Below are 21449 nucleotides of genomic sequence, written 5' to 3'. Positions count from 1 at the left end.
CGACTGGGGTGTAGGACGCGGAGTGCCCCTGGAGGGTGCCAACCAGGCGGAAGGTCTCCCACTTGCTCTCGGTCGTGTGGGAGCGGGCGCGTCCGGGGATCCGGGTGAAGTCGTGCCACTTGCCGACTTTCGGACGGCCGGAGCGTTGGCCGGTGGCATCGGGGAAGACACCTCATGCACCTAAGCCGTCAAGTTCGGCTCTGCCGTGATGGCGTCGGATGGCATGTCATCCATCGTCTTCAGGGAAGAAGGTGTCCGCGATCTGCACGAGCTGGTCGTCACTCAACTGCGGAGGCACCCATCCACGCTGGCGTGCGTGAGCGACGAATCGGTCATCGACGGGAACGTGGTACCGCTCGACGTAGTGAGCAAGGTCGGTGTGCCAGAACCATTCACCGTCGGTCAGGAGGTGCAGACGATCGATGAGCTCGTTGGTCGGACTGAGGAAGTCGTAAACGGCTGACCCAGTCGCGGCGATGACGCTCCCGGCACGCAGGTATCGCACAAGGTCCTCCTCATGCGGCTCGCCTTCACTGCGCACGGCAGCAATCAGGGAGGGGCCTTGGGGACTCCCATGCTTCAGTTCCCTGAACTCGCCGAGAAAGCGGTCTGCGTACGGGTACTCACTGGTCACCGCCAGCAGCGTAGTCGATCAGATGTCCGCCACCGCCTGGGTGGGCAGCGGCACTGCCCCGAGAGGAAAGGCCACCGCCTCGTCGAAGGGAGTGCGGGTCTGCAGGCAGTGGTGAAGCTGGCCGAGCATCCGGTTGAACAGGTGCCGCAGAGCCTGCATGTGCCAGTCTCCTCCGGCCCGGCGGCGCCTGTAGTGGGAGTCCGCACCGCTTGAACCGCCGAGGGACGCGAAGGCCCACAGATGGCCGACGTGGTTGAGCCGGTTGTTCTTGACGAACCGGCGTCCGACGTAGCGGCGTTTGCCCGAAGCCCGCGTGATCGGGGCCGATCCGGCGTACGCCTTCAACCCTGCGGCGGAGGCGAACCGGCTCCTGTCATCGCCGATCTCGCCCAGAATGCGGGCACCGACCTGGGGACCGATCCCGGGGAAGCTCAGCATGATCCCCGCGTCCGGGTGCGTCCGAAAGGCCTCCTCGGTGGCCCGCGCCAGGTCATCGACCGCCTCGCAGGCGGCATCGAGCTGCAGGAGGAGGGCCCGTGCCTGTGTGCCCATGGCATCCTCGACGAGGGGCAGCTGCTGCGGGGCCTCCCGCCGGAAGAGCTGCTGGATTCGTTCAGCGTCCGTCTCAATGCCCCTGCGTCGGCCGGCTCGCCGGAGCATGGCGGTCAGCTTCCACATCGGCAGCTTCGCGGCCAGGGCAGGCGTGGGTGCGACGGCGAGGATGCGGCGGGCGTCAGGGCGGGTCAGGGTTCCCGGCTTGTCCCTGAACGCCTCGATCATCGCCGGGAAGTACTCCCTGAGCAGGGACCGCAGCTGATTGGCTACCTGCTGCCGGTTCCAGACCGCGTCCTGCTGCGCGCGGGCCAAGACCGCGACGGCCTGGGCCAGGTCGGTGTCGGCAGGCAGAGTGCGGTGCATCGGCGCATCGGCGCGGATGATGTTCGCCAGGACCAGGGCGTCACCCGGGTCCGACGTAAATCTTGCGGGGGCCCTGCCGCAGTGTGGCGACCAGTAGGCCGCGGCTGGTCTCGATGGCCACCGGGATCGGCGTCTCGGCGGTGTCGCCGTGCTCGGCCAGGAGGTCGAGCAGCAGCCGGTAGCCGTCCAGGTCGTCGTTGATCCGGCACTTGGCCAGCAGCTTGCCGGTGTCGTCGACGAGCGCGACGTCGTGGTGGCCCTCCGCCCAGTCGATCCCGCAGAACACGTCCATGGATCCCGCCCCTTCTCCGGTGCTGTTCTCGAAGGCGAGCACGCGGGGCCGCACGGCGCACTAATTCCAGGGCTCCAAGGCCCGCCACCTCATCAGCCGTGCGCGGCACCGCAAGCCGCACGGGCGCGCGCCGTGTCCAGAGCTCGGAGCTCGTGAGGAGAAAACGCGTCACCGTGCGGCAGCTCATCCTTCGAGGATCCCGAACCCGACGGGCCCGCGGGGGCAGAACGTGCGAGGACCGGCCGGCGCCCAGCGCCACCAGTCTTTGCAAAGACCTCGCACGGTCGGAGGTGTCGTAGGGGTCACCACGGCACCGACCGGACCACACACGTCCTGCCCCGGGCTGGACAACCGCCCCGGGCCCCTCAGAGATCCAGAACCTCTAATTACTAACGAATTAGAGGTGTCGCTGCACCCCGGGCCACACCTCATCGGCCATGTGCATGGCCAGGGCTTTGCCGGCGTGGTGCTTGAGATGCCCGGAGTCCTCCAGGTGCTTGTACGCGCAGCGTTCCAGGCCCTCGCGGGACAGGCCGAGGCGCTGCCGTACGGCCTTCGCCCCTGCTGCTCCCGTTCGTGGCACGCGGCCCAGTAGGCGTCCACCTTGGCGCGGGCGTCGTGCTGGACGGCGCGCTTGAGCGACCACATCGCCCCGTACAGGCTGTCCAGCCGAGCCAGGTCGGCAGGCTCGGTGACGGCCAGCGGCAGCACCATCACCGACACGGTCCCAGCGTCGGGCTTGGTCCACTTCGGGGCCTTGTTCTTCCCTCGGAACCTTCGCGTCTCGGCAGCCTGCATCGCCGTCACCTCCCGCCGTTCAGCCTAGATGCGCAGATGTCCGGCATGTGGCGTAATGGCTCAGATGGCCGTCCCGGATGGCTGCGGCCCCAACAGGTGGGCATCGGGCTCCTGGTCCGCGTCGCCGGTGTGTTCGATCTCAAGATCGAACACACTCGCATCACGGATCAAGGCTTATCCGCGTGGGGGATCTAGACTCGGGCGGGTCAGGCGAGGACCAGTCCGGGGGAGAGCCGAGTTGAGCAACATACCGGAGACCGGGCGCACACCCCGGGTCCAGAACCGGCTCGTCATGATCCAGATCGTGGTGTTCTCGCTGCTGCTGACCCTCGGCGGGCGTCTGTGGTACCTCCAGATACGCAACGGCCAGGAGTACACGGACGAGGCGAAGAACAACAACACCCAGCAGGTGGTCCAGCCCGCCGTGCGCGGCTCGATCCTCGATTCCCGCGGGATCCCGCTCGCCGACAACGAGACCCGCATGGTGGTCTCCGCCAGCCGCACCGACCTCTCCAAGATGAAGGACCGCGGCAAGGGCGTCCTGACCCACCTCGCCGGTGTCCTGGGCCTGAACCCCGACGACGTGGTCAACGGCGTCCGGCTGTGCGACGCCAAGACCCCCAAGCCCTGCTGGAACGGCTCCCCGTACCAGCCGATCCCCATCACCGACGAGGCGACGACCGACCAGGTCCTGGAGATACGGGAGCACGCCGAGCAGTTCCCCGGCATCACCGCCGAGCCCACCGCCCTGCGCCGCTACGCCGGCCCCGACGGCGCCAACACCTCCCAGGTGCTCGGCTACCTCTCCCCGGTCACCGACGAGGAGATCACCAAGGCGAAGGGCTCCGACTCCCCGTACCTGCGCTCCGACCAGGTGGGCCGCAGCGGCCTGGAGCGCACCTACGACAAGGAGCTCCGCGGCAAGGCGGGCATCACCCGCTACGAGGTGGACAACCTCGGCCGGATCATCGGCGAGGGCGTGAGCGACAAGCCGCAGGCCGGCGCGAACATCGTGACCTCGATCGACTCGCGCGTGCAGGCCGTGGCCGAGCGCGAGCTGAACAACGCGATGATCGAGGCCCGCAAGGGCATCGACAAGAACAACACGGGCCGCCACTACGAGGCCGACTCGGGCGCCGTCGTGGTCATGGAGGCCAAGACCGGCCGGGTCGTCGCAATGGCCTCCAACCCGACCTACGACCCGAACGCCTGGGTCGGCGGGATCTCCGCGAAGGACTACGCCTCCCTCACCGACAAGGGATCGAACTACCCGCTGCTGAACCGCGCCATCCAGGGCCAGGCCGCCCCCGGCTCGATCTTCAAGGTGGTCTCCTCGACGGCCGCGGTCAACGCCGGCTACCCGTTCAACAAGCTCTACGGCTGCCCGAGCTCGTACTCGGTCGGCAGCCAGGTCTTCACCAACTTCGAATCCCAGGGCTACGGCGACATCACCATCGGCAAGGCCCTCGAAGTCTCCTGCGACACCGTCTACTACGCCATCGCCGACAAGGAGTGGAAGAAGGACGGCGGCATCAAGCCCAAGGCGCAGCCCGGCGACTGGTTCTTCAAGACCGCCCACGAATTCGGCCTCGGCAAGCGCACCGGCATCGACCTGCCCAGCGAGGTCCCGGGCCGGGTCCCCGACCGCCAGTGGAAGAAGGACTTCTTCGAGGCGAACAAGGCCGCCTGGTGCCGCGACGGCAAGAAGGACGGCTCGTACGCCGAGAAGATCGCCTACGAGAACTGCCGCCAGGGCAACCAGCTCCGCGAGGGCGACGCGATCAACTACTCCATCGGCCAGGGCGACACCCTCGTCACCCCGATCCAGATGGCCTCCGTCTACGCGGCCATCGCCAACGGCGGCACCCTGCACCAGCCCAGCATCGGCAAGGCCGTGGTCAGCGCCGACGGCGCCTCGGTCAAGGAGATCGCCCCGAAGGAGCAGGGCAAGCTCCCGATGAACGCCAAGCTCCGCAACGACATCGACGGGGCCCTCGCCGACGTGGCCACCACCGGCAGCGCGGCCTGGCGGTTCGGCGGCTGGCCGCAGAAGCAGATCCCGATGCACGCGAAGACCGGTACGGCCGAGGTCCAGGGCAAGCAGACCACCTCGTGGTTCGCGTCCTACACCGAGGACTACGCGATCGTGATGACGATCTCCCAGGGCGGCACCGGCTCCGGAGCCTCGGGACCGGCCGTCCGCAAGATCTACGAGGCGATGTACGGCCTCGACGAGAAGGGCGCCCAGGACCTGAAGAAGGCCCTGCTCCCCAAGCCGCAGACCGAACTCCCGCCGGCCCGCCAGGAAGATCAGTGATTCCGGGGATTGTCCTGATTGCGGACAGGATCTGACCGCAAGCCTTCGTAGTGTGGTTCTTGTCAGCAGGGGAGACCCGCAGGACACCCGCGCGGGACACCCGCGGGACGACACGGAACAGAAGGCGGTCAGGTCATGGCTCAGATTTCCATGGAGGTCCCCGGTGACGAGCGCGGCACGCTCCTCGCCTTCGTCGAGGCCCAGCGCACGGCGCTGCGCGAGGCGGCGCAGGGGCTGACCGAGGAGCAGGCGGCGAGCCGGCCCAGCGTCAGCGAGCTCTCCGTGTCCGGACTGCTCAAGCACGCGGCCAACTGCGAGCTCGGCTGGCTGCGGATGGCACAGGGCGTGACCGAGTACCCGGGCGGCGACTGGGCCGACGGCTTCCGGCTGGTCGGGGACGAGTCCATGCCTTCGGTGCTGGCCTACTGGGACGGGATCAAGCAGGAGACGGAGGCCTTCATCGCCGCCGTACCCAGCCTCGACGACAGCTTCCCGCTGCCCCCGGCCCCGTGGTTCCCCGAGGACGCCAAGGTCTCGATGCGCTGGATGCTCCTGCACCTGGTGGAGGAGTTCGCCCGGCACGCGGGCCACGCGGACATCATCCGCGAAACCATCGACGGCACCCGCGCCATGGGCTAGGCCGTGGCCGGGTCAGTAGCCTGGCCCCATGTCAGCGATCCGCCTCCTCGTCCTCGGCGCCGTACGCCGGCACGGGCGGGCCCACGGCTACCAGGTCCGGGCCGATCTGGAGTTCTGGGGCGCCCACGAGTGGTCGAACACCAAGCCCGGGTCGATCTACCACGCGCTCAAGCAGATGGCGAGGCAGGGCGTCCTGCTGGCCCACGAGGTGGCCCCGTCCGCGGCGGGCGGCCCGCCGCGGACCGAGTACGAGCTGACGGAGGCGGGCCGCGCGGAGTACTTCAAGCTGCTCCGCGAGGCGCTGTCCTCCGCCGACCAGAAGGCCGACGTCCTGGCCTCGGCCCTCGGCTTCATGGTCGACCTGCCCCGCGCCGAGGCCCTGGCCCTGCTCCGCGAGCGGCTGGGCCGGCTGGCCGCCTGGCGCTCCACCGTCACGGATCACTACGTCCCCGCGGAGGGCCCCGAGCCGCTGGGCCACATCGGCGAGATCATGCACCGCTGGATCCACTCGGCGGACGCCGAGGCGGACTGGACCCGGGGCCTGGTCGCCCGGATCGAGGGCGGCGCGTACTCCTTCGCCGACGACCCGGGCGACGCCTTCGCCGGGGTCCTCGCCCCGTCCTCTTGAACCGCGGAGCCCGTGGGCTTGCACCTCACGCGGCGTGAGGGACCAGGCTGGGACGCGTACCCGAGAAGAGGAGCGGAAAGCGATGGGCTACTCCGTGGGCCAGGTCGCCGGACTCGCCGGAGTGACGGTGCGCACGCTGCACCACTACGACGAGATCGGGCTGCTCTCCCCGAGCGGCCGCAGCGGGGCGGGACACCGGCGGTACGACGACGCCGATCTCGACCGGCTGCAGCGGATCCTGTTCTACCGGGAGCTCGGCTTTCCGCTCGACGAGGTCGCGGTCCTGCTGGACGACCCGGAATCGGACCCGGAGGAGCACCTGCGCCGGCAGCACGCCCTCCTGTCCGACCGGATCGCCCGGCTCCAGCGGATGGCCGCGGCCGTCGAGCACGCCATGGAGGCGAAGAAGATGGGCATCAACCTCACCCCCGAGGAGAAGTTCGAGGTCTTCGGGGATTTCGATCCCGAGGAGCACGCCGAGGAGGCCGAGCGCCGCTGGGGCGACACGTACCGGGAGTCCGCCCGCCGGACCGCCTCGTACACCAAGGAGGACTGGCTGCGGATCCAGTCCCTGGCCGAGGACATCAACCGGCGGTTCGCGGCCCTGCTGGACGCCGGGACGCCCGCGGAGTCCGAGGAGGCCATGGACCTGGCCGAGGAGCACCGCGGCTGGATCAACGGAAGCCACTACTTCTGCACGTACGAGATCCACACCGGCCTCGGTGAGATGTACGTGGCGGACGAGCGGTTCACGGCGTACTACGAGGCCGTCCGGCCCGGACTGGCGGTGTTCGTGCGCGACGCGATCCTGGCCAACGCCGTCCGCAAGGTCTAGCCGCCGCTCCCTGGAACCAGGCGGGGGTGGTGTGCGTTCATAATTGGACGGACACCACCCCGCCCGACCACCTGATCCAGGAGAGCCCGGAACCCGTGAACACGCTTGCGCTCGGTCCTGAGTGGATCTCCCCGGAGTACCTGATCGGGCAATTCGGCCTGGTCGGCACCCTGATCATCGTGTTCGCCGAATCGGGGCTCTTCGCCTTCCTGCCCGGCGACTCCTTGCTCTTCACGATGGGCCTGTTCGTCGCGAGCGGCGCCGTCAGCCAGCCGCTGTGGCTGGTGTGCACCCTGATCGTGATCGCCGCGATCCTCGGTGACCAGGTCGGATACATGATCGGCAAGGTCTTCGGCCCGAAGCTCTTCAACAAGCCGAACTCCAAGCTCTTCAAGCGCGAGAACCTCGACGCGGCGCACGAGTTCATGGAGAAGCACGGCCCCAAGGCCATCGTGCTCGCGCGCTTCGTGCCGATCATCCGCACCTTCGCGCCGATGGTCGCGGGCGCCACCGCGATGAAGTACCGCACCTTCCTGACGTTCAACATCATCGGCGGCGTCCTGTGGGGCGCGGGCGTCACGATCCTGGGCTACCAGCTCGGCCAGTTCGAGGTCATCAAGAACAACGTCGAGCCGATCTTCATCGGCATCGTCCTGATCTCGGTCATCCCGGTGATCTTCGAGGTGCTGAAGTCCCGCAAGCAGAAGAAGGCGGCGGCGGAGGCCGGCGGCACGGAGTCCGCCGCCGGTGAGGACCCGCAGGCCCCGGGCCAGCAGCGCAGCGGCCGCCACGCGAAGCGCTAGGGCCCGCTCGAAGCCTCGTACGATGCCCCGCCGACCGGGATTCCCGGTCGGCGGGGCATCGGCGTTCCACGGCACGACACCCCTAGAACCCGCGGGTGCGCTTCGCCGCGCTGCGCTTGGCCGCACTGGCCGCGCCGGGGATGCGCATGAACAGGCGGGAGGTCTCGGAGCCGAGGTTGACGCCGATCGCGATGGCCAGCGCGATGGCCGCGGCGTTGGTCAGTGAGGCCAGCCCCTCGTTCAGCCGGTTCTCGGCGATCAGCAGGAGCCCGTAGTACGTGGCCGAGCCGGGCAGCAGCGGGCCGATGGCGGCCGTGACGAAGGGGAGGGCCGAGGAGAACCGGTGCCGGGCGAGGAGCTGCCCGAAGAGGCCGACCAGCCCGGCGGCGATCGCGGTGGACGGCACCGCCGGCATCTTGGCGGCGTAGTGCAGGGCCCCGTAGATCACCCAGGCGATCCCGCCGTTCAGCGTCACGAACCACACGGTGGAACGTTCCTGCTGGAGCAGGATCGCGAACGTGAACACCAGAACCATCGAGGCGACGATCTGCAGCAGCGGCCGCTGCTCGATCTGGAGGACGTCCTCCGGCTGCGGATTGGAGCCGAACTGGACGCCGACTGAGAGCACCACCAGCACGCCCATGATGATGCCGATGAAGAGGTACATGACCTCCAGCAGCCGGGCGGAGGCCGTGATGTAGTAGCCGGTCAGACCGTCCTGCACGGCCGCGACCAGGGCCCGCCCCGGCAGCAGGGCGAACAGCCCGCCGGTGATCACGGCCGAGGAGCGCAGGTCGATGTCGGTCATCTTCAGGGCCACGCCCATCGCGGCCGGGGGCATCGCCGCGACCACGAACTGGTAGAACTCCGGCAGCCCGCGCCCGGCACACAGCCAGGCCAGCCGGTCGCCGAGCACCGCCCCGAGTGCGGCTGCGAAGAACACCAGCACGCCACCGCCGACCAGCGTGGAGGCCGCGCCGGCGAGCAGGCCGGCGGCGCCGGTGAGCACCCAGCCGGGGTACGGGTGCCGGTTGCGGCGGATCTCGGCGAGCCGGCGGTAGGCGTCCTCCAGCGAGATGTCGACCTCGTGCGCGGTGATGTCGTTGACGAGGCCGAACACGGCCGAGAGCCGGGTGTAGTCCGTGCCGCGGCGGCGGACGGTGCGGTTCGCCGACACGGGGTCGTCCACCAGCGAGGGCTGGTGGGTGATCGACAGCAGGGTGAAGGTGACGGTCGGCTCGCAGCGGTCCAGGCCGTAGCTGCGGGCCACGGCGAACATCGCGGCCTCCACGTCCTCGGCGCCCTCGCCGCCCGAGAGCAGCAGCTCGCCGATGCGCAGCGTCAGGTCGAGCACGCGCCCCACGGCGGGCCCGGTCTCCGCGGCCAGCCGCTGCGAGGGCTCCGGCACCGGCCGGACGTCGACCGGCATGCGCAGCACCGTGCGCATGCGGTCCTGCCAGGGGGACTCCTTCAACCGGGTGACGGGGAAGCCCGGAGGGCCGGTGTAGGCCGGCGGGGAGTGCGCGGCGCTGTAGGTGTGCGGCGTGGCGAACGCGGACCCTTCCGGTTCCACGGGCACCGAGGCGAGGCCGTCGGGGACGGCGAACTCCGAAGTCGGCTGGTCCTCCTCGACCACCTCGGGCTCCACCCCCACCCCGTGCGGCACGGCGAACGCGCTGCGCGCCTCGTCCGACTTCGGCTTCCGGTCCTCTGACCCGGATCCCTCGCCCTCCGCCACGCGTCCTCCAGTCCCTGGCCCGGCCCGGCCCGTATCAGTATGCGGAACGCATTGATCCACGGCGAAAGCGGCAGCCCCCGCGGAACCGCTGGACCCGCCCCCGGACACGACGACGGGCGGCACCCCGTTCAAGGGGTACCGCCCGCGGTGTCACAGGGGCTGGAGCGGCATCAGGCCCGCTCCGTCACCGAGCGGAGCTCAGTGCTGGCCGCCCTGGGCCTCGAGGCGCTTGTACGAGGCCTCGATCTCGGCCTCGGCCTCGGTGCGGCCGACCCAGTTCGCGCCCTCGACCGACTTGCCCGGCTCCAGGTCCTTGTAGACCTCGAAGAAGTGCTGGATCTCCAGGCGGTCGAACTCGGACACGTGGTGGATGTCGCGCAGGTGCTCCACACGCGGGTCGGACGCCGGCACGCACAGCAGCTTGGCGTCGCCGCCCGCCTCGTCCGTCATGTTGAACATGCCGATCGCGCGGCACTTGATCAGGCAGCCCGGGAAGGTCGGCTCGTCAAGGATGACCAGCGCGTCCAGCGGGTCGCCGTCCTCGCCGAGGGTGTTCTCGACGAAGCCGTAGTCGGCCGGGTAGCTGGTCGAGGTGAAGAGGCGACGGTCCAGGCGGATCCGGCCGGTCTCGTGGTCCACCTCGTACTTGTTCCGCGAACCCTTGGGGATCTCGATGGTGACGTCGAACTCCACGTCCTGCTCCTCCATGATCAGCTTCATTGCTTCGGGATGCGCATTCACCTGCGTGCGCGGCCGACCCAGCCCTGCCGGGTGGGGTGCCATGCTCGCGGCAAGACGCAATGGTTAAGTGTCCCTCACGCATATGTGTGATCGCGAAAGGGGCTGGTCCGAGGTGCCATTGGTCAAGACCTGGCAGCTCATCGCGGTGTCGGCCGTTGCCGGCCTCGCCCTGTCGGCCGCGACGGTGGCCGCCGCGGGTCCCTGGGACTCCGGCCAGCGTAAGGCCGAGCGGGACAAGGCCGCCTCCTGGGGCCGTACGGGTGGCGCAGATCACGGTGCCGGCGCCGACGCGGCGCTCCCGCAGGCAGCCCCCAGCGCCCCCGGCGTGCTCGCCGGCGTCCGCCCCGCCGGCTCCGGCTCCGGCTCCGGCTCCGGCGACCAGGCCGGAGCCGCGGACTCCGGGTCCCTCGCCGCCGCCCTGCGGCCGCTGCTCGCCGACCCCGCCCTCGGAACCGCCCGCGGCGCCTCCGTGATCGACACCGCCACCGGGAAGGTCCTCTTCGAAGCCGGGGCCCGGGACGCCATGACCCCCGCCTCCACCGTCAAGATCGCCACCGCGGCGGCCTCCCTCGCGGCCCTCGGTCCCGACCACCGGATCCGCACCACCGTGACCCCCGGCGCCGGCCCCGGCCAGATCATCCTGGTCGGCGGCGGCGACCCCTCGCTCACCGCCAAGAAGAAGGCCCCCGCCGGCTCCGGCGGCAGCCTCGTCGCCCTCGCCGCGGACACAGCCCAGACCCTCAAGGCCGCCGGCACCGACTCCGTGGCCCTCGGCTACGACGACTCGCTCTACACCGGCCCCGCCGTCCACCCGATCGGCGAGAACCCCAACCTCGCGCCCGTCACGGCCCTGACCGCCGACGAAGGCCGCCCCGACGAATCCTTCTCAGGCCCCGTCAAGCGCAGCCTCGACCCCTCCCGCGACACCGCCCGCGCCTTCGCCGCCCTGCTGGGGGAACGCGGGGTCAAGGTCACCGGCGCGCCCGCCCGGGCCAAGGCCGCCACCGGGGCCGTCCCGCTCGCCACCACCTTCTCGCCGCCGCTCGCCGGGCTCGTCGAGCGGATGCTGACCCACAGCGACAACGACATCGCCGAAGCCCTCGCCCGCCAGACCGCCCTCGCCTCCGGAGCACCCGCGAGCTTCGACGGCGTCGCCCAGGCCACCGGCGCCCGGCTCGCCGCCCTCGGCGTCGACACCGCCGGCTCCCGCTTCGCCGACGGCAGCGGCCTCAACCGCGCCGACAAGGTCAGCGCCGGGCTGCTCACCGCCCTCCTCGCCAAGGCCGCCGATCCGCAGCGGCCCGAACTGCGGCCCGTCCTCACCGGCCTGCCCGTCGCCGGATTCACCGGCACCCTGCGCAGCCGCAACTCCGGCGGCTCCCCGGCGGCCGGCCTGCTGCGGGCCAAGACGGGCACCCTGAGCGGCGTGAACTCCCTCGCCGGCACCGTCGTCGACCCCACCGGCCGACTGCTCGCCTTCGCGTTCCTGACCGCGAACACCCCGGACCCCGGCCCCGCCGAGAAGGGCCTCGACAAGCTCGCCGCGGCCGTGGCCAACGCTTCCTAGGGCTAGGGCCTGTCGTGACACTCCCGTCTGCCTCGCGACGTCTGGCACGCGCTCTCGCCGCACCGGGCGAAAGCCAAGTACGTCCAGTACGCGGGCTTCCGCCCGGCACGCCGAGAGCACGCACCAGACGCCGCGAGGCCGCCCTTCGGGCGACGACGGGAGTGTCACGACAGTCCCTGGGGATCCCGCCCGCGCGCAGGTCCACGTACGGTTGACGCATGACGAGCTTCGGTGGTGCGGAGATGGTCGACTGGAACCTCGCGGTGGCGACCGCGACCAGGCTCGTGCGGCCCGGCCCGGAGGTGAGCCGGGACGAGGCGCGGGCCGTCGTGGCGGAACTGCGCAGGCACGCCAAGACCTCCGAACGGCACGTGCGCGAGTTCACGCGGATGATGCCCGAAGGCATGACCCCCGCCGACACGCCCGTCCTCGTCGTGGACCGGGCCGGCTGGGTCAAGGCCAACGTGGCGGGCTTCCGCGAGCTCCTGTCCCCCCTCCTCGGCAAGATGCAGGACCGCCGCGCCGGCACCCCCGGCGGCGCCGTCCTCGGCGCGGTCGGCGGCAAGGTCACCGGCGTCGAGCTCGGCATGCTGCTCAGCTTCCTGGCCTCCCGCGTGCTCGGCCAGTACGAGACCTTCGCGCCCGCGGGCCTCGACCTCCCGGGCTCCGCCACGGGCGGCCGGCTGCTGCTCGTCGCACCGAACATCGTCCACGTCGAGCGGGAGCTGGAGGTGGACCCGCACGACTTCCGGCTCTGGGTCTGCCTGCACGAGGAGACGCACCGTACCCAGTTCACGGCCGTCCCGTGGCTCCGCGAACACCTGGAGGGCGAAATCCAGACGTTCCTCGGAGCCACCGAAGTGGACCCCATGACCGTGCTGGAGCGCCTGCGCGAGGCCGCCCAGTCCTTCGCCGGAGCCCGCCCCGACGCGGAACGCGGAGACGAGGGCCGCTCCCTCGTCGAGCTCGTCCAGACCCCCGAGCAGCGCGAGGTACTGGCCCGGCTCACCGCCGTCATGTCCCTCCTGGAGGGCCACGCCGACTTCGTCATGGACGGGGTCGGCCCCGAGGTCGTGCCCTCGGTCGCCGAGATCCGCGAGAAGTTCCAGCAGCGCAGGGCCAGCGGCGCCGGCCGGCTCGACGCCGCCCTGCGCAAACTCCTCGGCCTCGACGCCAAGCTGCGCCAGTACCGCGACGGGGAACGTTTCGTGCGCGCCGTCGTCGGCCAGGTCGGCATGGACGGCTTCAACCGGGTCTGGACCTCCCCGAACACACTGCCGACCAAGTCCGAGATCGCCCGGCCCGCGGACTGGGTGGCCCGCGTCCACCGCAAGGGGAGCGAGCAGAGCGAGGCGAGCGAAGAGGTGTGACACAGGAGGCGTGAAGATGTCCCTCTGGGGGAAGCAGCGTCACCCGTCCGAGGGACCGTGGGGCGTGGAAGGGCGTGCGATGCTCGGGGAACGGCTCGGTTCTGTCACCATCGACGCACTCTGAGTGACAGCCCCCCGCCCGCGGGGGGAGCCGGGCAGCACACCGGCACACCACCCCCAACGCCTCCCCAGCGCCTCCGAGGCATCCGAACTCCACCGAAGGGCACCGGACATGGGTCCCCATCCTGCGGTCGCGGCGATACGCCTGGCGGTCCGCCGCGCACTCCACGACGTCCTCACCGACCTCACCGATCACCACAGCCGGCCCGCTCCCGCCCCCGCACCCCGGGTCGGCCGCCCCGGCCGCACCGTCGGATCCTCGGCCGGTGCCGCCCCCCACGACCCCCTCCCCGACACCGCTCCGCTCGTCCTCGTCGCCTGCTCCGGCGGCGCGGACTCCATGGCGCTCGCCTCCGCCCTCGCCTTCGAGGCCCCCAAACTCGGCATCAGGGCCGGCGGCATCACCGTCGACCACGGCCTCCAGGACGGCTCCGCCCAGCGCGCCGCCGAGGTCGTCTCCCGCATGACCGCGCTGCGCCTGGACCCCGCCCTGTCCGTCGCCGTGCGCGTCGGCCGCGAGGGAGGCCCCGAAGCCGCCGCCCGCGACGCCCGCTACGCGGCCCTGGACGAGGCCGCCGACCGGCTGGGCGCCGTCGCCGTGCTGCTCGGCCACACCCGCGACGACCAAGCCGAAACCGTCCTGCTGGGCCTCGCCCGCGGCTCCGGCACCCGCTCGCTCTCCGGCATGGCGGAAGTCTCCGGAGGCCCCGGAGACCCCGGCTCCCGGGCCCGCGGCCACCGCTACCGCCGGCCCTTCCTCCAGGTCGACCGGCAGACCGCCCGCAAGGCCTGCATGGTCCAGTCCCTCGCCGTCTGGGACGACCCGCACAACATCGACCCCGCCTACACCCGCTCCCGGCTGCGCCACGAGGGACTGCCCGCCCTGGAGAAGGCGCTCGGCAAGGGGGTCGTGGAGGCGCTCGCCCGCACCGCCCAGCTCTCCCGCGACGACGCCGACGCCCTGGACGCCTGGGCCGCCGAGGCCGAGAGCGGCGTACGCGACGAAGACGGCCGCCTGGAGTGCGCCAAGCTGTACGCGCTGCCCCCCGCGGTCCGCCGCCGCGTACTGCGCCGGGCGGTCGTCGCCGCCGGTTCCCCCGCCGGCTCCCTCTTCGCCCGCCACATCGAGGAAGTCGACCGGCTCATCACCGGATGGCGCGGTCAGGGAGCCATCAACCTGCCCGGCCGGGTGGAGGCCCAGCGGCAGGGTGGCAGACTGGTCATCCGGCAGGGCTGATTGGTGCTGAAACACGGCTGAGACCTCCGGGGTCACCCCCCGGAGCCCCAGCCGACAACGAAAGTGATGCGGGTGGACGAGAAGGACATGGGCAACGACCTCCAGTCGGTGCTCATCACCAAGGAAGAGATCGACGCGAAGCTGGCCGAGCTGGCCGCGAAGATCGACGCGGAGTACGCGGGCAAGGACCTGCTCATCGTCGGCGTCCTCAAGGGCGCGGTGATGGTGATGGCGGACCTGGCGCGCGCCTTGTCCACCCCGCTCACCATGGACTGGATGGCGGTGTCCTCGTACGGCGCCGGGACCCAGTCCTCGGGCGTGGTGCGGATCCTCAAGGACCTGGACACCGACATCAAGGACAAGCACGTCCTGATCGTCGAGGACATCATCGACTCGGGCCTGACCCTGTCGTGGCTGCTGTCGAACCTCGGCTCCCGCCAGCCGGCCTCCCTGGAGGTCGTCACGCTGCTGCGCAAGCCCGACGCCGCCAAGGTCGCGATCGACGTGAAGTGGGTCGGCTTCGACATCCCGAACGAGTTCGTCGTCGGCTACGGCCTCGACTACGCCGAGAAGTACCGCAACCTGCCGTTCGTCGGCACCCTCGCTCCCCACGTCTACGGCGGCTGATCGAGCGCCCGACAGGGGAACCCTGGAGCGTTTCCCGCCGTTGGAGCATGGAAAGGCGGGTCTGTCAGCCGTCCCATGAGGCCGCGGGTGACAATGCAGGGGTACATTCCGAAGAACAGTCTTTACTCACAGCAGCATTTACCTACGGGCAGGAGGGACGGGGTGCCTAGCGCCCCGTATGGATGGACGTGAAGCGATACTTCCGTGGGCCGGTTATGTGGATCGTGCTGGCCGTCCTCGCCGTGGTCGTGTTGATGAACGTCGTCGGCTCCGGCGGCGGCTACAAGTCGGTGGAGACCAGCGAGGTCATCAAGGCGATCAACAGTGGCCAGGTGGACAGCGCCAAGCTCACCACCGGTGACAGCCAGATGATCAAGATCGAGCTGAAGAAGGACCAGAAGCTCGGCGACAACGACGGCACCAAGTTCCAGGCCAACTACATCGGGGACCAGGGCGTACAGCTCGCCCAGAACCTCCAGACCAAGTACGAAGCCGGTCAGATCCCTGACGGATACTCCGTCACGCCGGACAAGACCAGCCCGTTCCTGAGCGTGCTGCTCTCGCTGCTGCCGTTCGTCCTCATCGTCGTCGTCTTCCTGTTCCTGATGAACCAGATGCAGGGCGGTGGTTCCCGGGTCATGCAGTTCGGGAAGTCCAAGGCCAAGCTCATCACCAAGGACACCCCGAAGACGACGTTCGCCGATGTCGCGGGCTCCGACGAGGCCGTCGAAGAACTCCACGAGATCAAGGAGTTCCTCCAGGAGCCGGCGAAGTTCCAGGCCGTCGGCGCCAAGATCCCCAAGGGCGTGCTGCTCTACGGCCCGCCCGGCACCGGAAAGACCCTGCTCGCGCGTGCCGTCGCGGGCGAGGCCGGTGTCCCCTTCTACTCGATCTCCGGATCCGACTTCGTCGAGATGTTCGTCGGTGTCGGTGCCTCGCGTGTCCGCGACCTGTTCGAACAGGCCAAGGCCAACGCCCCGGCGATCGTCTTCGTCGACGAGATCGACGCCGTCGGCCGGCACCGCGGTGCGGGCCTCGGCGGCGGTCACGACGAGCGCGAGCAGACCCTCAACCAGCTGCTCGTCGAGATGGACGGCTTCGACGTGAAGGGCGGGGTCATCCTGATCGCCGCCACGAACCGTCCCGACATCCTCGACCCGGCCCTCCTGCGCCCCGGCCGCTTCGACCGCCAGATCGCGGTCGACCGTCCGGACATGCAGGGCCGTCTGGAGATCCTCAAGGTCCACCAGAAGGGCAAGCCGGTCGCCCCGGACGTCGACCTGGGCGCCGTCGCCCGCCGCACCCCCGGCTTCACGGGTGCCGATCTCGCCAACGTCCTGAACGAGGCCGCGCTGCTCACGGCCCGCTCGGACCAGAAGCTGATCGACAACCACGCGCTGGACGAGGCGATCGACCGCGTCGTGGCGGGCCCGCAGAAGCGGACCCGGATCATGTCGGACCGGGAAAAGAAGATCACCGCGTACCACGAGGGCGGACACGCCCTGGTCGCGGCGGCTTCCCCGAACTCCGACCCGGTCCACAAGATCACGATCCTGTCCCGCGGCCGGGCCCTGGGTTACACCATGGTCCTGCCCGACGAGGACAAGTACTCGACCACGCGCAACGAGATGCTCGACCAGCTCGCGTACATGCTGGGCGGGCGCGCGGCCGAGGAACTGGTCTTCCACGACCCGACCACGGGCGCCGCGAACGACATCGAGAAGGCCACGGCAACGGCCCGCGCGATGGTCACCCAGTACGGCATGACCGAGCGTCTCGGCGCGATCAAGTTCGGCGGCGACAACACCGAGCCGTTCCTGGGCCGCGAGATGTCGCACCCGAGGGACTACTCGGAGGAGGTTGCCGCGCTGGTCGACGAAGAGGTCAAGAAGCTCATCGAGACCGCGCACAACGAGGCCTGGGAGATCCTGGTCGAGAACCGCGACGTCCTCGACAACCTGGTCCTCGCGCTCCTCGAGAAGGAGACGCTCAACAAGGAGCAGATCGCCGAGGTCTTCTCGACGATCGTGAAGCGCCCGGCCCGCCCGGCGTGGACCGGCTCCTCGCACCGCACGCCGTCCACCCGTCCGCCGGTGCTCTCTCCCAAGGAGCTCCAGCTGACGAACGCGGCGAACGGCACGTCGGCGGCCTCGGCCGCCGTGTCGGTGGAGAAGACCCCGGAGCCCTCCCCGGAGGCGCAGCCGGAGGCCTGACCCTCCCGGAATGGATGCCGCGCCCCCCAGGTTCTAGCCTGGGGGGCGCGGCACTTTCACATGCCCGCGATGCGCAGACAGGAACGAGGAAGAGATGACCGACCCAGTGACCCTGACCGGTGGCGAGGGCACGATCGGCGAGTTCGACGAGAAGCGCGCCGAGGCGGCCGTCCGAGAGCTCCTGATCGCGGTCGGCGAGGACCCGGACCGCGAGGGTCTCCTGGAGACGCCGGCGCGGGTGGCGCGGGCGTACCGGGAGATATTCGGGGGTCTGTGGCAGAAGCCCGAAGAGGTGCTGACCACGACGTTCGACCTTGGCCACGACGAGATGGTCTTGGTGAAGGACATCGAGGTCATGAGCTCGTGTGAGCATCATTTGGTGCCATTCGTCGGAGTTGCCCATGTTGGGTACATTCCGTCCGTTGACGGCAAGATCACCGGCCTGTCGAAGCTGGCCCGGCTGGTGGACGTCTTCGCCCGCCGCCCGCAGGTCCAGGAGCGCCTGACCACGCAGATCGCGGACTCCCTGATGGAGATCCTGGAGCCGCGCGGGGTCATCGTCGTCGTCGAGTGCGAGCACATGTGCATGACGATGCGCGGGGTCCGCAAGCCCGGCGCGAAGACCATCACCTCGGCCGTGCGCGGCCAGCTCCGTGACCCCGCGACCCGCAACGAGGCGATGAGCCTGATCATCGCCCGCTAGCCGGATTGTCGGACCCGCCCGATGACGTCGTCGATCAGGTGATTTCACTTGATCGGGGGCGGTACGGGCGGGCTGCCGAGCAAGCAGATGGTGAACGGGGTGGACGGGCAGGCCCAGGCGAGAACCTGGGGCGTGGGACCTCGCCCCCCACCCCGGCTTCCTGGTGAGCGGCCACCTGGTCCGGGCGCCCGGGTGACCGGTCAGGCCCGGGCCGGGGCCTCGGGGGTGGGGTTCTCGTCGTCCGGGAGCTTCAGGACGTGTTCCAGGAAGAGGGCCGCCGCCACGACCGCCGCGCCCGCCAGGACCGAGAAGCCGGCGTACCAGGTCTGGTCGCGGCGGGCGGGGACGTCCATGGCGGTGGTCAGGAGGAAGACGCCCACGCCGCCGTAGGCGCCCGCGACCAGGGCCGCCACCAGGGCGCTGGCCTGGCCGAAGACGACCGCGCGGGCCGCCATCAGGGGCTCCACGCCCTTGGCTCCGGGTACCCGGTCGCGCTGGGCCTTCAGGCGGGAGCGCAGCGACAGGGCCGTCGCCAGCAGGACCACGGCGATGGCACCGAGCACGATGGGCGCGGCCACCGGGACGCCGGGGAGCGTGCCGTACGCGTTCCACAGCCGGGCTCCGGCCCAGGACAGCACCGCGGCGATCGCGAAAATGCCCGCCAGGACCGCCGGCCTCAGTTGCTTCACGTGCGCCTCTCCCGCCATTCCCGCAGCGCCCGCTGTCCGTGCGTGCGTATCCGGTGATCCTAAGGGTGCGACGGCCCGGCCCCGCGGGCGCGGCTCACTCGGGGAGGCGCAGTTCCAGGTCCTCGCGCCGGGTGAGCCCGGAGAGGCCGACAGTCGCCAGGAGCGCGGCGACGGGGCCGTGGCCCGGGATCTGCGCCTCGGGGTCGATGTCGTTCCACGGGGCCAGCACGAAGGCGCGCTGGTGGGCGCGCGGGTGCGGGAGGGTGAGCACGGGGTCGGCGGAGACCACGTCGGCGTAGGCGATGATGTCGACGTCGATCGTGCGGGGCCCCCAGCGCTCCTCGCGGACGCGGTCGAAGGCTTCCTCGATGGCGTGGCCGCGCTCCAGCAGGGAGCTGGGGGGCAGGGTGGTCTTCACCGAGATGACGGCGTTCAGGTACGAGGGCTGCGAGCCCGCGTCCACGCCCCACGGCTCCGTCTCGTAGACGGGGGAGACGGCCTTGACCCGCAGGCCCGGGGTGTCGCCGAGGGCGTCGATGGCGCCCTGGAGGGTCTCCAGGCGGTTGCCCAGGTTCGCGCCGAGCGCGACGACGGCCCACTTGGGGTTGGACAGGGTCACGTCCGCCGCATCGACGGCTTCGACCACGGAGGCGGGTACCGGCTGGACGGTGGGGTCGCTCTGGGCGTTCATTCCGTTGTTCACGCGCGGCTCCGGGTGATCGTGATGGTCACGTCGTCGAAGGGGACGGTGATCGGCGCGTCCGGCTTGTGGACGACGACCTCCACCTGGGCGACCGCCTCGTGCTTGAGGCACTGCTGGGCGATCCGTTCGGCGAGGGTCTCGATCAGGTCCACGGGCTCGCCCTGGACCACGTCGACGACTTCTTCCGCGACTACCCCGTAGTGCACCGTCTTAGCCAGGTCGTCGCCCGCCGCCGCGGGGCGGGTGTCGAGGTGGAGCACCAGGTCGACGATGAAGGTCTGGCCTTCTTCGCGTTCCCGGGGGAAGACGCCATGGTGCCCGCGAGCCTTGAGGCCGCGCAGCGCGACACGATCCACGCGAATCACTCCTGCTTTTCGTAGGTGCTTCCGGTCCGGGACTCCCCGGATCCATGGCCGGAACCGAGTGCGGTCGGCGTCGTCCATCTTCGAATTTACCTGCGAAATACCTCGGACCCCGACAGCACCCTGACCGAGGGGCTAGGAGGACTCCTCCTCGTCGTCCTCGTCGGAGTCCGTCAGGACGGGAGAACCGTGGTGCGACCAGAGGCGCCAGCCCTCCGGTGTGCGTCGGAACACATTCGTCGCGACGACGAGCTGGCCGACGAGCGGGCCCAGTTCCCCGCCGTCCTCGGCGGGTCCGCCGCTGAGGATGTTCTCGGTGCAGGTCACCAGGGCGGTGTCGCCTATGACGGTGACCTTGGTGTCGGTCAGGAAGAACTGGATGTACTCGGTGTGCGACATGATCAGCGCGTAGGAGCGCAGCACTTCGCCGCGTCCGGACAGCACCGGCCAGCCCGGGTGCACGCAGGAGATCTCGTCTTCGAGCCAGAGCGCCGACAGTGCGTCGAAGTCCCCCCGCTCCATGGCCTCGTAGAAGGCCGTGTTGACCTCTTCGACGGATTCGATGTCGGTACGGCTCACCGTGCCCCTTCCTCGTTGCTACGGGTCGTACCCAGTGCCCCTTCCACGGCGCGGGCCACCCGAACCGCGTCGGCGCTCGCCCGTACCTCGTGGACCCGTACGGCCCAGGCGCCCCGGGCGGCGGCGATGGCGGTGACGGCGGCGGTGGCGGCGTCGCGTTCGCGGGCGGGCGGCGGGGAGGCGCCGTCGGCGCCGGCCAGCACCCGGCCGAGGAAACGCTTCCGCGAGGCGGCCACGAGCAGCGGGAAGCCCAGCGCGCGCAGCTCGGGGAGGTGGGCGACCAGGGCGAGGTCGTGCTCGGCGTTCTTGGCGAAGCCGAGGCCCGGGTCGACCAGGATCCGTTCCGGGGCGATGCCGCCGGTGACGACGGCGTCGATGCGGGTGCGCAGTTCCGCGGTGACCTCGGCGAGGACGTCCTCGTAGACGGCGAGGCTGTTCATGCCGTCGCTGAAGCCGCGCCAGTGCATGACGACGAAGGGCACCTCGGCGGCGGCGACGGCCGGGATCATGCCGGGGTCGGCGAGGCCGCCGCTGACGTCGTTGACCAGGGTGGCGCCGGCGGCGACGGCCCGGGCGGCGACGGAGGCGCGCATGGTGTCGACGGAGACGACGACGCCTTCGGAGGCGAGGCCGCGGACGACGGGGACGACCCGGCGCAGCTCCTCCTCCTCGTCGACGCGGGAGGCGCCGGGGCGGGTGGACTCGCCGCCGACGTCCACGAGGTCGGCGCCCTGGGCGACGAGGTCGAGCCCGCGCTTGACGGCCGCGGTGGTGTCGAACCAGCGGCCCCCGTCGGAGAAGGAGTCGGGGGTGACGTTGACGACGCCCATGACCGCGCAGCGGTCCCAGTCGGGGAGGCCTGTCACCAGGCCCCGGGGGGCGGGACCGCTGTTCGTGTTCATGGTTCCCAGGGTAGGGCCCGCGTGTTGGGCCCCG

At 70.5% G+C, this 21449-nt stretch carries 18 protein-coding genes and 3 pseudogenes; 11 read left to right on the top strand and 10 right to left on the bottom strand.

The window, feature by feature from the left end:
- Window positions 1-226: 226 nt before the first annotated feature.
- The 3 genes and pseudogenes from AC3IX6_RS16075 to AC3IX6_RS16065 all read right to left on the bottom strand — a co-directional run bounded on the left by AC3IX6_RS16075 (window position 227) and on the right by AC3IX6_RS16065 (window position 2427).
- On the bottom strand, window positions 227-634 hold the full coding sequence (locus AC3IX6_RS16075) for a hypothetical protein (protein ID WP_489370756.1): 408 nt from the start codon (window positions 632-634) through the stop codon (window positions 227-229).
- Between the two features lie 18 nt (window positions 635-652).
- Window positions 653-1844, bottom strand: a pseudogene (locus tag AC3IX6_RS16070) (IS110 family transposase).
- 397 nt (window positions 1845-2241) lie between these two features.
- A complete protein-coding gene (locus AC3IX6_RS16065) occupies window positions 2242-2427 on the bottom strand; it encodes a hypothetical protein (protein ID WP_489370755.1) in 186 nt (61 codons plus the stop codon).
- A 453-nt stretch (window positions 2428-2880) separates the two neighbouring features.
- Here AC3IX6_RS16065 and mrdA point away from each other — a divergent pair.
- The 5 genes and pseudogenes from mrdA to AC3IX6_RS16040 form a co-directional block, all read left to right on the top strand.
- A pseudogene (gene mrdA, locus AC3IX6_RS16060) lies at window positions 2881-4935 on the top strand (penicillin-binding protein 2); the annotation flags it as partial.
- A gap of 159 nt (window positions 4936-5094) precedes the next feature.
- A complete protein-coding gene (locus AC3IX6_RS16055) occupies window positions 5095-5598 on the top strand; it encodes a DinB family protein (protein ID WP_489370754.1) in 504 nt (167 codons plus the stop codon).
- A 28-nt stretch (window positions 5599-5626) separates the two neighbouring features.
- On the top strand, window positions 5627-6226 hold the full coding sequence (locus tag AC3IX6_RS16050; RefSeq protein WP_489370753.1) for a PadR family transcriptional regulator: 600 nt from the start codon (window positions 5627-5629) through the stop codon (window positions 6224-6226).
- Window positions 6227-6308: 82 nt separating this feature from the next.
- The gene (locus AC3IX6_RS16045) at window positions 6309-7061 is read left to right on the top strand and encodes a MerR family transcriptional regulator (protein WP_489370752.1); all 753 of its coding nucleotides are present in this window, start codon (window positions 6309-6311) and stop codon (window positions 7059-7061) included.
- Window positions 7062-7156: 95 nt separating this feature from the next.
- Window positions 7157-7828: pseudogene (locus AC3IX6_RS16040) on the top strand (DedA family protein); the annotation flags it as partial.
- A 118-nt stretch (window positions 7829-7946) separates the two neighbouring features.
- On the opposite strand, the gene AC3IX6_RS16035 reads toward AC3IX6_RS16040, so the two are convergent.
- Complete coding sequence (locus tag AC3IX6_RS16035; protein WP_489370751.1) at window positions 7947-9602, bottom strand: threonine/serine exporter family protein; 1656 nt, start codon at window positions 9600-9602, stop codon at window positions 7947-7949.
- A gap of 198 nt (window positions 9603-9800) precedes the next feature.
- Window positions 9801-10295: an inorganic diphosphatase gene (locus AC3IX6_RS16030; RefSeq protein ID WP_266960167.1), complete on the bottom strand. Its 495-nt coding sequence runs from the start codon at window positions 10293-10295 to the stop codon at window positions 9801-9803.
- Between the two features lie 160 nt (window positions 10296-10455).
- On the opposite strand from AC3IX6_RS16030, the gene dacB reads away from it, so the two are divergent.
- The 6 genes from dacB (at window position 10456) to folE (ending at window position 18180) form a co-directional block, all read left to right on the top strand.
- Window positions 10456-11910, top strand: coding sequence for a D-alanyl-D-alanine carboxypeptidase/D-alanyl-D-alanine endopeptidase (gene dacB / locus AC3IX6_RS16025; protein ID WP_489370749.1), 1455 nt, complete (start codon window positions 10456-10458; stop codon window positions 11908-11910).
- A 218-nt stretch (window positions 11911-12128) separates the two neighbouring features.
- Window positions 12129-13280: a zinc-dependent metalloprotease gene (locus AC3IX6_RS16020; RefSeq protein ID WP_489370748.1), complete on the top strand. Its 1152-nt coding sequence runs from the start codon at window positions 12129-12131 to the stop codon at window positions 13278-13280.
- 232 nt (window positions 13281-13512) lie between these two features.
- The gene (tilS, locus tag AC3IX6_RS16015) at window positions 13513-14637 is read left to right on the top strand and encodes a tRNA lysidine(34) synthetase TilS (protein ID WP_489370747.1); all 1125 of its coding nucleotides are present in this window, start codon (window positions 13513-13515) and stop codon (window positions 14635-14637) included.
- Between the two features lie 66 nt (window positions 14638-14703).
- Window positions 14704-15264 carry a hypoxanthine phosphoribosyltransferase gene (hpt, locus tag AC3IX6_RS16010; protein WP_243339812.1) on the top strand — a complete coding sequence of 187 codons (561 nt, stop codon included), beginning with the start codon at window positions 14704-14706 and terminating at the stop codon, window positions 15262-15264.
- Between the two features lie 182 nt (window positions 15265-15446).
- Window positions 15447-17477 (top strand): ATP-dependent zinc metalloprotease FtsH, encoded by a 2031-nt coding sequence (ftsH, locus tag AC3IX6_RS16005; protein WP_489370746.1) that lies wholly within the window; start codon window positions 15447-15449, stop codon window positions 17475-17477.
- Between the two features lie 94 nt (window positions 17478-17571).
- Window positions 17572-18180, top strand: a complete 609-nt coding sequence (gene folE, locus AC3IX6_RS16000) for a GTP cyclohydrolase I FolE (protein ID WP_266956204.1) — start codon at window positions 17572-17574, stop codon at window positions 18178-18180.
- A 200-nt stretch (window positions 18181-18380) separates the two neighbouring features.
- Here the strand turns inward: folE and AC3IX6_RS15995 are convergent, their stop codons facing one another.
- The 5 genes from AC3IX6_RS15995 to folP all read right to left on the bottom strand — a co-directional run bounded on the left by AC3IX6_RS15995 (window position 18381) and on the right by folP (window position 21415).
- Entirely contained in the window at window positions 18381-18869 is a 489-nt protein-coding gene (locus tag AC3IX6_RS15995) for a DUF3180 domain-containing protein (RefSeq protein WP_489370745.1), read from the bottom strand.
- Window positions 18870-18963: 94 nt separating this feature from the next.
- Window positions 18964-19560: a 2-amino-4-hydroxy-6-hydroxymethyldihydropteridine diphosphokinase gene (gene folK, locus AC3IX6_RS15990; protein WP_489371463.1), complete on the bottom strand. Its 597-nt coding sequence runs from the start codon at window positions 19558-19560 to the stop codon at window positions 18964-18966.
- Between the two features lie 8 nt (window positions 19561-19568).
- Window positions 19569-19928: a dihydroneopterin aldolase gene (gene folB / locus AC3IX6_RS15985; RefSeq protein WP_030010912.1), complete on the bottom strand. Its 360-nt coding sequence runs from the start codon at window positions 19926-19928 to the stop codon at window positions 19569-19571.
- 141 nt (window positions 19929-20069) lie between these two features.
- The gene (locus AC3IX6_RS15980; protein WP_351383571.1) at window positions 20070-20513 is read right to left on the bottom strand and encodes a nuclear transport factor 2 family protein; all 444 of its coding nucleotides are present in this window, start codon (window positions 20511-20513) and stop codon (window positions 20070-20072) included.
- Entirely contained in the window at window positions 20510-21415 is a 906-nt protein-coding gene (gene folP, locus AC3IX6_RS15975; RefSeq protein WP_489370743.1) for a dihydropteroate synthase, read from the bottom strand. The genes AC3IX6_RS15980 and folP overlap by 4 nt, the downstream gene beginning before the upstream one ends.
- Window positions 21416-21449 lie beyond the last annotated feature (34 nt).

It is taken from the genome of Streptomyces sp. GL_141 (assembly GCF_057834385.1).
This window is presented reverse-complemented; position numbering and strand designations above follow the sequence as displayed.